This is a genomic window from Streptomyces sp. NPDC058221, from assembly GCF_042882365.1.
Classification (GTDB): domain Bacteria; phylum Actinomycetota; class Actinomycetes; order Streptomycetales; family Streptomycetaceae; genus Streptomyces.
The window spans coordinates 40,997-53,475 of record NZ_JBHVWF010000025.1; the positions used below are offsets into that span (position 1 = coordinate 40,997).

Annotated in this window: 11 protein-coding genes; 6 read left to right on the forward strand and 5 right to left on the reverse strand. The window is 72.6% G+C overall.

Annotated elements, in window-relative coordinates; translation table 11 throughout:
- Nucleotides 1–192: 192 nt before the first annotated feature.
- Nucleotides 193–1,659, forward strand: coding sequence for a GNAT family N-acetyltransferase (locus tag ACFVW8_RS11335; RefSeq protein ID WP_389688502.1), 1,467 nt, complete (start codon nt 193–195; stop codon nt 1,657–1,659).
- Here the strand turns inward: ACFVW8_RS11335 and ACFVW8_RS11340 are convergent.
- The gene (locus ACFVW8_RS11340; RefSeq protein ID WP_389688504.1) at nt 1,586–2,836 is read right to left on the reverse strand and encodes a trans-sulfuration enzyme family protein; all 1,251 of its coding nucleotides are present in this window, start codon (nt 2,834–2,836) and stop codon (nt 1,586–1,588) included. The two genes, ACFVW8_RS11335 and ACFVW8_RS11340, sit on opposite strands and share 74 nt — an antisense overlap.
- Nucleotides 2,837–2,895: 59 nt before the next feature.
- Here ACFVW8_RS11340 and ACFVW8_RS11345 point away from each other — a divergent pair, with 59 nt between their 5' ends.
- From ACFVW8_RS11345 to ACFVW8_RS11355, 3 genes are read left to right on the forward strand one after another with little or no spacing between them, the layout of a single operon-like run.
- A complete protein-coding gene (locus ACFVW8_RS11345) occupies nt 2,896–3,414 on the forward strand; it encodes an Lrp/AsnC family transcriptional regulator (protein ID WP_389688506.1) in 519 nt (172 codons plus the stop codon).
- A gap of 38 nt (nt 3,415–3,452) precedes the next feature.
- On the forward strand, nt 3,453–5,138 hold the full coding sequence (locus ACFVW8_RS11350) for a DUF885 domain-containing protein (RefSeq protein ID WP_389688508.1): 1,686 nt from the start codon (nt 3,453–3,455) through the stop codon (nt 5,136–5,138).
- Nucleotides 5,066–5,491 carry an Lrp/AsnC ligand binding domain-containing protein gene (locus tag ACFVW8_RS11355; RefSeq protein WP_389688551.1) on the forward strand — a complete coding sequence of 142 codons (426 nt, stop codon included), beginning with the start codon at nt 5,066–5,068 and terminating at the stop codon, nt 5,489–5,491. The genes ACFVW8_RS11350 and ACFVW8_RS11355 overlap by 73 nt, the downstream gene beginning before the upstream one ends.
- Here ACFVW8_RS11355 and ACFVW8_RS11360 read toward each other — a convergent pair.
- The 3 genes from ACFVW8_RS11360 to ACFVW8_RS11370 form a co-directional block, all read right to left on the reverse strand.
- Nucleotides 5,481–8,561 (reverse strand): AAA family ATPase, encoded by a 3,081-nt coding sequence (locus tag ACFVW8_RS11360; protein WP_389688510.1) that lies wholly within the window; start codon nt 8,559–8,561, stop codon nt 5,481–5,483. The genes ACFVW8_RS11355 and ACFVW8_RS11360 overlap by 11 nt on opposite strands.
- On the reverse strand, nt 8,558–9,724 hold the full coding sequence (locus tag ACFVW8_RS11365; RefSeq protein ID WP_389688512.1) for an exonuclease SbcCD subunit D: 1,167 nt from the start codon (nt 9,722–9,724) through the stop codon (nt 8,558–8,560). The genes ACFVW8_RS11360 and ACFVW8_RS11365 overlap by 4 nt, the downstream gene beginning before the upstream one ends.
- 129 nt (nt 9,725–9,853) lie before the next feature.
- Nucleotides 9,854–10,480: a YigZ family protein gene (locus ACFVW8_RS11370; protein WP_389688514.1), complete on the reverse strand. Its 627-nt coding sequence runs from the start codon at nt 10,478–10,480 to the stop codon at nt 9,854–9,856.
- Nucleotides 10,481–10,539: 59 nt separating this feature from the next.
- Here ACFVW8_RS11370 and ACFVW8_RS11375 point away from each other — a divergent pair, with 59 nt between their 5' ends.
- Nucleotides 10,540–10,950 (forward strand): CoA-binding protein, encoded by a 411-nt coding sequence (locus ACFVW8_RS11375; protein ID WP_389688516.1) that lies wholly within the window; start codon nt 10,540–10,542, stop codon nt 10,948–10,950.
- A gap of 94 nt (nt 10,951–11,044) precedes the next feature.
- Nucleotides 11,045–11,896 (forward strand): aminoglycoside N(3)-acetyltransferase, encoded by an 852-nt coding sequence (locus tag ACFVW8_RS11380; RefSeq protein ID WP_389688518.1) that lies wholly within the window; start codon nt 11,045–11,047, stop codon nt 11,894–11,896.
- Here the strand turns inward: ACFVW8_RS11380 and ACFVW8_RS11385 are convergent.
- Nucleotides 11,886–12,446, reverse strand: coding sequence for a YbaK/EbsC family protein (locus ACFVW8_RS11385; protein WP_389688520.1), 561 nt, complete (start codon nt 12,444–12,446; stop codon nt 11,886–11,888). The genes ACFVW8_RS11380 and ACFVW8_RS11385 overlap by 11 nt on opposite strands.
- Nucleotides 12,447–12,479 lie beyond the last annotated feature (33 nt).

A 12,479-nucleotide genomic window follows, 5' to 3' on the forward strand; every position in this document is an offset into this window, starting at 1 on the left:
TGACTCGTAGGCCCCTGCCATCCGGCCAACGAGCACCGCCGGTCAGCCGACCAGAGAAATCCGTTGGCCAAACGGCCGGAAAGCGCCCTGGCCAACCGGCCAAAAACAGCTGATAGGCGACTAGATCCACACTTAACCCATCGGTCACAAGGCGTTCGTGATCAGGCAACACCGCTCGGTCACAGTGAGGACATGACTGATGTGACATCCGCCAAATCCGCCCGCCGCCCCCACCACTGGCGACGGGATCTGATGGAACTCGCCGCCCTGTTCACCGCGGTCGCCGTCGCCGACGCGATCGCCAACCTGATCGGGCACCAGCCCGACGGGCCGTATCTGCTCATGGCCTCGGCCCTGGTACTCACTGCGACCGCCGGGTTCCACACCTGGTGGGCGCGGCGCCACAGTCACGCGCCACCGCCGGATACTGACGGCTCGTCCGGCACGGACGGCACGGGCGGGACAGGCGGCTCCGCCGTTCAGCCGGTCGTGCCGGCCCTGTCCACGACGCCGGGCGCGGATGCCGGGGCCGAGGACGAATCCGAGGCAGGAGCCGGAGAGACGACGCTGTGGCGGATGCGTACCACCGTCCGGGACGCTCCCGGCAGCCTGGCCGCGCTCTGCACCGTGCTGGCCAGGCACGGGATCGACATCCTCACCCTCCAGACACACCCGCTGGCGCAGGGCACCGTCGACGAGTTCCTGCTGCGCGCACCCGTCACACTGCCGGCCGCGCAGTTGACCCGGGCGATCTCCGCCGCGGGCGGCAGCTCCACCTGGATCGAGCGCGCGGACGCCCACGACCTGGTGGACGCGCCGACCCGGGTGCTCGGTCTTGCCACCCGCACCGCTCTGGACGCCGCCGAACTGCCCCTCGCCCTGCGGCAGCTGCTCGGGCGGTGCACCATTCACTCGTCGCCCGCGGTCTCGGTCACCGGCCGCGCCACCGGTGAGACGGCACCTGTCGAAGGGGTGCTGGAAGAAACGATGATGCGGCTGCGCGATCCGTCGGGCGGCGTCATCACCGTGGAACGGCCCTATCTCCCGTTCACGCCCACCGAGTTCGCCAGGGCACGTGCCCTGGTCGAGCTGGACGCCCGGCTCGGCCCCCGCGTCCCGCGCAGCGAGCACGTACTCACCCTGCCCGAAGGCAACGAGATCACTGTGCGCCGGGCGGACCACGCGGACCTCGACGCGGCGCGCGCCATGCACGAGCGCTGCTCGGAGCAGACGCTGCGGCTGCGCTACCACGGCCCGGTCCGCGACGCCGACCGCTATCTCGACCACCTGCTGAGCCCGCGCTTCGGCCGCACCCTCGCCGTGCAGACGGCCTCGGGCCGGCTGGTCGCCCTCGGCCATCTGCTCTGGGACGGGGACGAGACCGAGGTCGCCCTGCTCGTCGAGGACGACTGGCAGCGCCGCGGGATCGGCTCCGAGCTGCTCGGCCGTCTGGTCGCGCTCGCCGTCGAGGCCGGCTGCGAGAGCGTCTACGCCGTGACCCAGGCGTCCAACACCGGCATGGTCGCCGCCATGCGCGCGCTCTCGCTGCCGCTCGACTACCAGATCGAGGAAGGCACGCTCGTGATCACCGCCCGGCTGGACGCGAGCCCGCTAGGTTCCCTGCCGTCGCACGAGTCACACGGGCAGTCGCGCCGCTGAAGCCCTGACGCACGGGCTCCTCCGAGCTCAGCGCCTGGCAGAGATCGGCCCAGAGGTCCTCGACGTCCTCCAGGCCGACCGACATGCGCAGCAGCCGGTCGCCGACCCCCGACGCCTGCCGGTCTCCCTCGTCCACGATGCGGTGGCTGATGGAGGCCGGGTGCTGGATCAGGCTGTCGACACTGCCGAGACTGACCGCGGGCGTGATGAGCCGTACCGCAGCGATCACCCGGTGCGGGTCCCCGAAGACCTCGAACGAGACCATTGCGCCGCCCAGTTCGGGATAGTGGACCCGGGCGATCCGCGGGTCGGCGGCCAGTCTGCGGGAGAGTTCCGCGGCGCTCGTGGCGGCGGCCCGTACCCGTACCGGCAGGGTGGCGAGACCGCGTAGCAGCAGATATCCGGCCATCGGGTGCAGCACTCCCCCGGTGGCGAAGCGGACCTGGCGCAGCCGGGCCGCGAACTCCTCGTCGCAGGCGACGACTCCGCCCATCACGTCGCCGTGGCCGCCCAGGTACTTTGTCGCGCTGTGCAGCACGATCCGCGCGCCGTGCTCGACGGGCCGCTGGAGCACCGGGGTCGCGAAGGTGTTGTCGACGAGCAGCGGCACGGAGCCGCAGGAGTGCGCCACCGACCGGATGTCCACCTCGGCGAGCGTCGGATTGGCAGGGGTCTCCACCATGACCAACCCCGTGTCGGGTCGGATCGCGTCGGCGATGCCCGCCGGATCGGTCCAGGTGACCTCGGTGCCGAGCAGTCCGGCACCGAGCAGATGATCGCTGCAGCCGTACAGCGGGCGGACCGCGACCACATGACGCAGCCCCATGCTCGCTCGGGCCAGCAGAACGGCGGTGAGGGCCGCCATGCCGCTGGCGAACGCCACGGCGCTCGCGGTCCCTTCGAGCCGGGCCAGAGCCGTCTCGAACCGCGCGGTGGTCGGGTTGTCGAGGCGTGCGTAGACCGGCGGCCCGTCGAGCCGGGTGCCGGTGGCGGCGAAGGCGTCGATTCGCTCCGCCTCGGCCCGGGAGTCGTACGAGGGGTAGGTGGTGGACAGGTCGATCGGCGGGGCGTGCAGGCCGAGAGCCGCGAGGTCGTCGCGTCCGGCGTGCACGGCTTCGGTGGCCAGCGCCCTGGACCGGGTGGTCGGCGAGGGTGCCATCGGTGCTTCGGTGTCCATGACACCACTCTGAACAGTCAACGGGATTTCAGCGGTGATCCCCGTGCTACGTTCGGCGAATGACCGATTCCATCGCCCTGGACACGGTGGATCTGCATATTCTGCGCCTGCTGCAGAACGATGCCCGGACCACCTACCGCGATCTCGCGACCGAGGTCGGAGTCGCCCCGTCGACCTGCCTGGACCGGGTCGCCCGGCTGCGCCGCACGGGCGTCATTCTCGGCCATCAGCTGCGACTGGACCCGGCCAGGCTCGGCCGCGGGCTGGAGGCCCTGCTGTCCGTTCAGGTCCGGCCCCACCGCAGGGAACTCATCGGCCCGTTCGTCGAACGGATCAGGACGCTTCCCGAGTCCCGGGCGCTCTTCCATCTGACCGGCCCGGACGACTATCTGGTCCATGTGGCCGTTGCCGACACCGCCGACCTGCAGCGGCTGGTTCTGGACGAGTTCACCTCGCGCCGCGAAGTGGCCCGGGTGGAGACTCGGTTGATCTTCCAGCAGTGGGAGTGCGGACCGCTGCTGCCACCCTCCGCCCCTGCGGCAAAGCCGGCTACGTGCCAGGTTCCCGGGCCCGGTTGATGGTGACGGGGAGCCCCACTCCGTACGAGGATGTCCACATGTCAGACACTCCGAGCAGCGCGCTGCCCCGCCAGATCGCCGACGCATACGTCGACGCATTCATCCGGCTCGACCCGATTTCCGGCACCTATCTGGGTGTCGCGGAAAGCTCGCGCCGCCTCCCCGACTTCTCCCCCGCCGGCCAGGAGGCACTGGCCGCACTGGCCCGCGCCACGCTCGTTCAGCTCGACCGGGCGGAGCAGCTGCCCGGCGCCGCCGATGACGCCGAACGGCGTTGCGGCCGCCTCCTGCGCGAACGGCTGACGGCCGAACTCGCCGTTCACGAGGCCGATGAGGCGCTGCGCGCAGTCTCCAACCTGCACTCCCCTGCGCACTCCATCCGTGAGGTGTTCACCGTGACGCCGACCGAGACGGACGAGGACTGGGCGGCTGTGGTGGACCGGCTCCGCGCCGTTCCGGCCGCGCTCGCCGGCTACCGCGAGTCGCTCGCGCTCGGTCTGGAGCGCAAGCTCCACGGCGGCCCGCGTGCCACAACCACCTTCGTCGGCCAGCTCGACGAGTGGATCGGGGACGGCACGACGGGGTTCTTCCAGGACTTCGCCGCGGCCGGTCCGGCCGCTCTGCGCGACGCACTGGACGACGGTGCGCGGCAGGCCGCGCAGGCGCTGGAGGGCCTGCGGCAGTGGATGCGTGACGTGTACGCCCCGGCCGTCGCGGGTTCACCGGACGTGGTGGGGCGCGAGCGGTACGCCCGCTGGTCGCGCTACTTCAACGGCACCGACCTCGACCTCGACGAGGCGTACGCGTACGGCTGGTCCGAGTACCACCGGCTGCTTGCGGAGATGCGGACCGAGGCCGAGAAGGTGCTGCCCGGCGCGGGCCCCTGGGAGGCGCTGGCCCATCTCGACGTGCACGGCAAGCACATCGAGGGGGTCGACGAGGTCCAGGCGTGGCTGCAGGGCCTGATGGACGAGGCGATCGAGGCCCTGGACGGTACGCACTTCGAACTCGCCGAGCAGGTTCGCCGGGTGGAGTCCCGGATCGCCCCGCCCGGCGGCGCGGCGGCGCCGTACTACACGGGTCCGTCCGAGGACTTCTCCCGCCCCGGCCGCACCTGGCTGCCGACGATGGGCGAGACCCGGTTCCCGGTGTACGACCTGGTCTCCACCTGGTACCACGAGGGTGTTCCCGGCCATCACCTCCAGCTCGCCCAGTGGGCCCATGTCGCGGAGAGCCTCTCCCGCTACCAGGCGTCCATCGGGATCGTCAGCGCCAACGCCGAGGGCTGGGCGCTGTACGCGGAGCGGCTGATGGACGAGCTGGGCTTCCTGCCCGACGCCGAGCGCCGGCTGGGCTATCTGGACGCGCAGATGATGCGCGCCTGCCGGGTGATCGTGGACATCGGCATGCACGCGGAGCTGGAGATCCCGGCCGACTCACCGTTCCACCCGGGTGAGCGCTGGACTCCCGAGCTGGCCCAGGAGTTCTTCGGCAACCACAGCGGACGGCCCGCCGACTTCGTGGAGAGCGAGCTGACCCGCTATCTCTCGATGCCGGGGCAGGCCATCGGTTACAAGCTCGGCGAGCGCGCCTGGCTGCTCGGCCGGGAGAACGCCCGCGCGGCGCACGGCGACTCCTTCGATCTCAAGTCCTGGCACATGGCCGCCCTTTCGCAGGGTCCGCTGGGTCTGGACGATCTGGTCGACGAGCTGTCGAAGCTCTGACCCGGCCTGCGGGCCGGTCCCGGATCCGTCTCCGGGACCGGCCCCCCGCCGCAGTCCCCGGAGCCGGCCCGTGCGGTGAGCAGGTCGGCGTCGTGCCGCCCCGGCCCGTGCCAGGTCTCGAACGCGAAGCCCTCGCGCACCCAGTACTCGAAGCCGCCGAGCATCTCCTTGACCCGGTAGCCGAGTCCGGCGAGGTCGAGTGCGTCACGGGCGACGACTGCTTCGTGCTCAAGGTGACGGCACGCTCCACGAGCCATCTGGAGGCGGTGTCCGGGAAGATCGGTGCCCTGGGCTCCGTCACCACGAGCGCCGGCTACTCCTCGCCGCTGCCCCGGCGGGCGGTCAGCCGCTGACTCCGTCGGCGGCCCGGTGCCGCACCTCGGATCCGCGCCGCTCCTTCACCACTTCGAGCTGGGCCGGGATCCGCCGGCGCAGATCGGCGACATGGCTGACGATGCCGACACTGCGATCCCGCTCCCGCAGCGAGTCCAGCACGTCGAGCACCTCGTCGAGGGTCTGGTCGTCCAGGCTGCCGAACCCCTCGTCGATGAAGAGAGTGTCCAGCCGTACGCCACCGGCCTCGTCGGTGACGACGTCGGCGAGGCCGAGCGCCAGGGCGAGCGAGGCGAAGAACGTCTCGCCGCCGGAGAGCGTGGCCGTATCGCGTTCACGGCCGGTCCAGGCGTCGATGACATGCAGCCCGAGCCCGGCCCTGCGGCCTCCGGTGCGGGCATCGGAGTGGACCAGTGTGTAGCGGCCGGACGACATCCGCCGCAGCCTGGCGCTGGCGGCCGCCGCCACCTGTTCGAGGCGGGCCGCGAGCACATAGGACTCCAGCCGCATCTTGCGCTCGTTGTCCGCCGAGGTGCCGGCGGTGAGACCGGCGAGCCGGGCGATCCGCTCGTACTCCTCGCGCACCGGGCCCAGGGCCCGCACCTCGTCCGCCGCCTGCCGGGAGAGCCGGGCAAGTTCGGTGCAGCGCTCCCGAGCCGCGGCGTGGGCGCCGGACCCGTCCCGCAGCAGCCGCTCCGCCGTGTCGTACGCCGCCTGTGCGGTGTCCGGGGCGGCCGGGGGCCTGCCCGCGGCCGCGCGCGCCTGCGTCTCGGCGAGCCGGTCGGCCACGGCCGCGGCCTCGGCCTGCCAGACATCGATCAGGTGCTGGAGCTCTCGCTGCCGGGAGTCGGGGAGCACCGTCTCGGCGGCGGACTGCGGGGTGTCGAAGCCGGCCCGGAACGCCGAGTCGGCGAGTCTGCCGTCCGCCTCCTTGAGCCGCACCGCCGCGTTCTCCTCCTCGCGCAGCGTCCCGGCCGCCTCGACCAGCAGGACGATCCGGCGCTGGAGGAGGGCTGCGTGCTCGGTGACGCTGCCGGACTCGCCGCGGGCCTGTGCCAGGACCTCCTCCAGGGCCGTCTGTTCGGCGTCGAGGCCTTCGCGCCGGGATGTGCGGGCGGCGGCCCGGCGTTCGGCCTGCTGACGGTCCCCGGCCCGCTGTTCCTGTTCGCGTTCGGCGGCGGCGAGTGCCTCGCGCGCCGCGTGCGTCCCGGTGGCGGTCCGGTGCGCCTCGGTGTGTTGCCCCGTCAGGGCGGACACGAGCTCGGCGAGCGCTTCGACAGTCGGCTCGGCGGCCCGGGCCTCGCCGTCCGCCTTCTGCGCGCCGCCGGACGCGTCCGCGGCCTGCCCGTCCCCGGTGTCCGCAGCTTCGGCACGAGCCGCCGCGTACCGCTCGCGTACGGCTCCGAGGGCGTGCTCCGCCTCGGTGCGCGCCTGCTCGGCGCGCCGGTGGGCGGCCTCGGCCGCCTCCTCCGTGGCCTGGTCGACGTGTCCGTCCCCGGCACGGGCGGGCTGCGGGTGCTCCGCCGAGCCGCAGACCGTGCAGGCCTCACCCTCGACCAGTTCCCGGGCGAGTTCGGCAGCGATGTCGCGCAGCCGTCGTTCCCGGAGGTCGAGCCAGGACTCACGGGTGGCGAGGGCACGCTCGCGGGCCGCACCGAGGCGCCCTTCGGCGTCCGACGCCTCCGCGGCCAGCGCGTCCCTGCGCCTGGCGGCGTCGAGTCGCCGGCGGGCCGGTTCCAGCCGGCCGGCGAGCAGTTCGGCGCGGGTCGCGGCTTCCTGGGCCGCCTCGATGCGGGTGTGCAGGCGGTGCCGGGTGGCCTCCCAGCCGGCCAGCCAGCTCTCGGCGTCCCGGATCAGCTCGTCGTCAGCCCTGGCCTGCCGTTCCAGCGCGTTCCGTTCGCTGTCGATCTCGGCGCTGCGCCGTTCGGCGCGGCGTGCGGCGTCCAGACCTCCGAGCTCCTCGCGGAGCCGGCGTTCCAGGGCCGTCAGCTGTTCCGCGCCCGCGTCGGCCAGATCGCCGGGCAGCCCGGCCCGGGAGCGGTCGCGGGCCGTGACCGCCCGCCGGTACGCCTGTGCCGCCTCCTCGCGGAGCTCCAGTGCGGGGGCGACCAGATCCGCCTTTCGGGCGCGCTTCAACTGCTCCTGCGCCCGGTCGTGCTCGGGGCGGCCGGCTTCGACCGCAGCGGCACGTCGCCGTGTTTCCTCGTACCGCTGCTGGAGCCCGGCCAGTTCGCGCTCGGCCTCCAGCTCCAGGCGGGTGGCCGCCTGGCGGTTCTCGGCCCCGGTCAGTACCGAAGCGGTGATGTCGAGCCGTTCGCGGGCGCTGCTGCGGGCGGTCGCTGCCCATTCCAGTACGGCGTCCGCAAGTCCCGGTTCGCCGGGCTGGGCCTCGGGCAGCGGGCACTCGCCCCCGGCGGGACCGGCCGCCTGGGCGATCCGCTGCGCGACGGCGAGGATCTTCTCGTCCCCGGCCCTGACCTGTGTCTCGGCGGCGCGGCGCAGCTCGGCGAGGCGCTCCTCGACCGCGGCGAAACGACGGGTGTCGAAGAGCCTGCCGAGCAGTTTGCCGCGCGCCTCGGCGTCGGCGCGCAGGAAGCGTGCGAAATCGCCCTGCGGCAGAAGCACCACCTGGCAGAACTGGTCCCGGCTCATCCCGATGAGCTGGGTGATCTCCTCGCCGATCTCCTGGTGCGAGCGGCTCAGCGCCCGCCACCCCTCCTCGGCGTCGTACTCGCGCAGCCAGCTCTGCGCCTTCTCCGTGGTGTAGCCGCCGCCGCGCTTCCTGGGGCGGGGCTGGGCGGGCCTCCGGGTGATCTCCAGCCGACGGCCGCCGACGGTGAGTTCGAGCCGGATCTCGGTCGGCAGGTCTGCCGGGGCGTGGTCGCTGCGCAGCGAGGTCCCGGGGCTCTGCCGGGCGCCGGGCACGGCGCCGTACAGTCCGTAGCAGACGGCGTCCAGGACCGAGGTCTTGCCGGCGCCGGTCGGCCCGTGCAGCAGGAAGATTCCGGCCGCCGAGAGCGCGTCGAAGTCGATCTCCTGCGTGGCGCCGAACGGTCCGAATGCGGTGATGCCGAGCTTGTGGAGCCTCACCGGTTCACCTCGCGCACGCCGTCGTCGACCCGTACGTGGTCGAAGGCGCCGCGCAGCACCGTCCGCTCCAGTTCGTCGGTGCCGTATCCGCCGCGGACATGGGCCACGAAGTCCTCCGCGATGCTCTGGTCGTCGCGTCCCCGCAGCCGCTGGGCGTAGGAGGTCCCCTGGTCGTCGGGGGCCCGTTCCGGATCGAGGACGAGGCTGAGCGTGTGCGGGAACCGCTCGACGAGGCGGGCCATCGGCTCGGCCGGGCGGACCGGGTCGGTGAGGGTGGCCTCCACCCAGGAGTCCTGGTGCCGCTCCAGTGCGGGGTCCTCGATCAGGGCGTCGAGACGGCCGCGGAGCCTGGCGAGCCGGCGGGGCACCGGGCAGTCGACGCGTTCGGCGGCGACCGCGCCCGTGGCGTCCAGGTCGATCAGCCACATCGTCTTGCGGTGGGCGGTTTCGGAGAAGGAGTACGCGAGCGGGGAGCCTGAGTACCGGACGCGTTCGGTGACGGTCTGGCAGCCGTGCAGGTGTCCGAGCGCCACGTAGTCGACGCCGTCGAAGACCCCGGCGGGGACCGCGGCCACCCCGCCGACGGTGATGTCGCGTTCGCTGTCACTCGGCTCGCCGCCCGCGACGAAGGCATGGGCGAGGACGACGGACCGGGTGGTGGCGGGCCGGCTCCCGAGGTCGGCGCGGACCCGGTCCATGGCAGCGCTCAGGACGGCCTCGTGCCCGGCCCGTTCGGCCTTGAACTCGTCCTTGACGAGGGCGGGTTCCAGGTACGGGAGCCCGTAGAACGCCACATCGCCGTGCGCGTCGCCGAGTACGACCGGGGTGGCGCAGTGCGCGGGGTCGGTGCGCAGATGAATACCGGCCCGTCCGATGAGTCCGGCGCCGACACCGAGCCGGCGGGCCGAGTCGTGGTTCCCGGAGATCATCACGGTCGGGACGCCTGCCGCGGCGAGCCGGTGCAGCGCGTCGTCGAAGAGCGACACGGCGGAGAGCGGCGGCACCGCCCTGTCGTACACATCACCCGCGACGAGGACGGCGTCGACCTCGTGCTCGCGGACCGTCGCCACCAGGTGGTCGAGGTAGGCGGCCTGGGCCTCCAGCAGCGAGACCCGGTGGAACGACCGCCCCAGGTGCCAGTCCGATGTGTGCAAAATCTTCAAGACCCGGCTCCGACCTGCATGTTTCGTTTCCTCCGCCCTCAAGGCCGCGCCCGCTGTGCTCCGGGGCGGCCGGGCCCTGCGGGCGGTACTCCTCATCACCCGCGTGGCCCTGCCCGCGCACCACAGTACTCAGGCGTCGCCGTACGCCTCGCCGCCCAGCTCCAGTTCCGCCTCGCCCGCCGTCGCGTCGGCCAGCCAGCGCCGGAACTCCTCCACGTCGGCGTCCGGCAGACCGATCCCGATGGTCACCGCCTCCGCGTACCGGACCTCGCGCACGGTCCGTCCGGTGGCCCGCAGTTCGTTCTCCAGCCGGCCCGCCCGCTGGTGGTTCACGGTCACGGTGGCGAGCCGGAAGCGCTGCCGGGTGAGGCTGCCGACGGCGTCGAGCGCCTCGCCGACCGCTCCCCCGTAGGCCCGGATCAGTCCGCCCGCACCGAGCTTCACTCCGCCGTAGTAGCGGGTGACGACCGCGACGACGTACCGCATCTCGCGGCGCGTCAGCATCTGCAGCATGGGCACTCCGGCGGTGCCCCCCGGCTCGCCGTCGTCACTGGCCTTCTGCACGGAGGCGTCGGCGCCGATCACGTACGCGAAGCAGTTGTGGGAGGCGGACGGGTGTTCCCTGCGGACCTCGGCGACGAACTCCTGTGCCTCCTGCTCGGTGGCGGCGGGGGCGAGCGCGCAGATGAAGCGCGACCGGTTGATCTCGGTCTCGTGCACGCCCGCTCGGGCGACTGTCCGGTACTGCTCCTGCATCCGGCCAGCCTATGCGCAGGCGCGGGAATGGTCCGGGGCGGCCGTCCGTTGTGCGGATCATGTACGCAGACACGGAGACGATCCGCAGGATTCTGACCGGCACCGGCGACACCTGGGCGGTGGTGGGCCTCTCCAACAACCGCTCGCGCGCCGCCTACGGGGTGGCCGAGGTCCTTCAGCGCTTCGGCAAGCGCGTGGTCCCGGTGCATCCGAAGGCGGAGCGGGTGCACGGCGAGGACGGCTACGCCGCACTGGCGGACATCCCGTTCCCGGTCGACGTGGTGGACGTCTTCGTCAACAGCGAACTGGCGGGAGCGGTGGCCGACGAGGCGGTCTCGATCGGGGCCTCGGCGGTCTGGTTCCAGCTCGGCGTGATCGACGAGCAGGCGTACGGGCGCACCCGCGCGGCCGGGCTCGACATGGTCATGGACCGCTGCCCCGCCATCGAGATCCCCGCGCTCGGCCGCTGAGGGCGGACCGCTGGAGCAGCCCCCGAAGGCTGTCACCGTTCGGCCGAATGTGCGTGGTGTCACACTCCGCTCCCGGCTGCAACAATGACCCGCTGTGAGTACTGCCCCCGCTCTCCGTGTGCTGACCGTCTCCCACAGCCGCGCCCGGCTGGCCGGACATCTGGCCCGGCTCGGCGTGGAACGGGGAGGCGTCCTCATGGTGCACGCCTCCCTGCGCGCGGTGGGGGCGGTGGACGGCGGGGCCCGCGCCGTGGCGGGCGCCCTGCGCGATGCGCTGGGACCGCAGGGCACGCTGGTCGTCCCCTCCTTCACTCCGGAGAACTCCGACACCTCGCCGCACTACCGCTCGCGGGTACGCGGTCTCGGCGACCGGGACCGGGAGGCCGTGCGGGCGGCCATGCCCGCGTTCGATCCGGCCACCACGGCCGCTCCGTCGATGGGCCGCCTGTCCGAGACGGTGCGCCTGTCCCCCGGTTCCCTGCGCAGCGTCCATCCGCAGACGTCGTTCGCCGCGGTGGGCCCGCTGGCCGGCCGTGTGGTGGCGGACCACCTCCCCGACTGTCATCTGGGCGAGGACTCCCCCCTGGCCCGGCTGCACGAACTGCGGGCCCAGGTCCTGCTGCTGGGATGCGGCTTCGACTCCTGCAGCGCGTTCCATCTCGCCGAGTACCGCGTGCCGTCCCCACCCAGGCGCACCTACCGCTGTGTGGTGCGGAACGGTGGCGAACGGCGGTGGTGGGAGTACGAGGACGTGGCCCTGGACGACAGCGACTTCGCGGCCCTGGGCGCCGACTTCGAACGGTCGGCCCGCTCCCCGGCCGTCTCCGACGGCGTGGTCGGCTCGGCCGAGAGCCGTCTGTTCCGCTTCCCCGAAGCGGTCCGGTTCGCCACGCGGTGGCTGCCGGCGCACCGGAGGCTCCCGGCGGAGAGCTTCCTCAGGCCCTGAGACCGAGGCCTTCGACCACGACCGCGCCGGGCAGCGCCGCCAGCGCCTTGCCCGGCATGATCAGCTTGCCGCGCCGGCTGCCGCTGCCGATCAGGACCCACTCCTGGTCCACGACGGCGGGGTCGATCAACAGGGGCCAGGATTCCGGGAGTCCGACGGGCGTGATCCCGCCGTACTCCATGCCGGTGTCGCCCACCGCCGTGTCCATGGGGGCGAAGCGCACCTTGCGGACACCGAGGTGGCGGCGGACCGTGCCGTTCACATCGACGCGGGAGTGGGACAGTACGAGGCAGGCGGCCAGGGTCACGTCTTCCCCGCGCTTGCCGGCCACGACGACGCAGTTGGCCGAGCAGTTCAGCAGATCGTTCCCGTGGTGCTCCACGAAGGCGGCCGTGTCGGCGATCTCCGGGTCCGTGTCGACGTGGATGATCTGCTCTGCGGGGATACCGCCCCAGCCTTCGCGGACCGCTGCGGCCACCGGAGCGGTGAGCAGTTCGAGGCGTTCGGCGGCGGGGCGGGCTTCCTCGAAGGAGCCGATGGGTGCGTGCATACCCGTCACGCTAACAGCCCCGCACACCGGGCC

Coding starts and splice junctions, on each gene's coding strand:
- ACFVW8_RS11335 (WP_389688502.1), top strand. CDS start 193: ATGACTGATGTGACATCCGCCAAATCCGCCCGCCGCCCCCACCACTGG.
- ACFVW8_RS11340 (WP_389688504.1), bottom strand. CDS start 2,836: ATGGACACCGAAGCACCGATGGCACCCTCGCCGACCACCCGGTCCAGG.
- ACFVW8_RS11345 (WP_389688506.1), top strand. CDS start 2,896: ATGACCGATTCCATCGCCCTGGACACGGTGGATCTGCATATTCTGCGC.
- ACFVW8_RS11350 (WP_389688508.1), top strand. CDS start 3,453: ATGTCAGACACTCCGAGCAGCGCGCTGCCCCGCCAGATCGCCGACGCA.
- ACFVW8_RS11370 (WP_389688514.1), bottom strand. CDS start 10,480: ATGCAGGAGCAGTACCGGACAGTCGCCCGAGCGGGCGTGCACGAGACC.
- ACFVW8_RS11375 (WP_389688516.1), top strand. CDS start 10,540: ATGTACGCAGACACGGAGACGATCCGCAGGATTCTGACCGGCACCGGC.
- ACFVW8_RS11385 (WP_389688520.1), bottom strand. CDS start 12,446: ATGCACGCACCCATCGGCTCCTTCGAGGAAGCCCGCCCCGCCGCCGAA.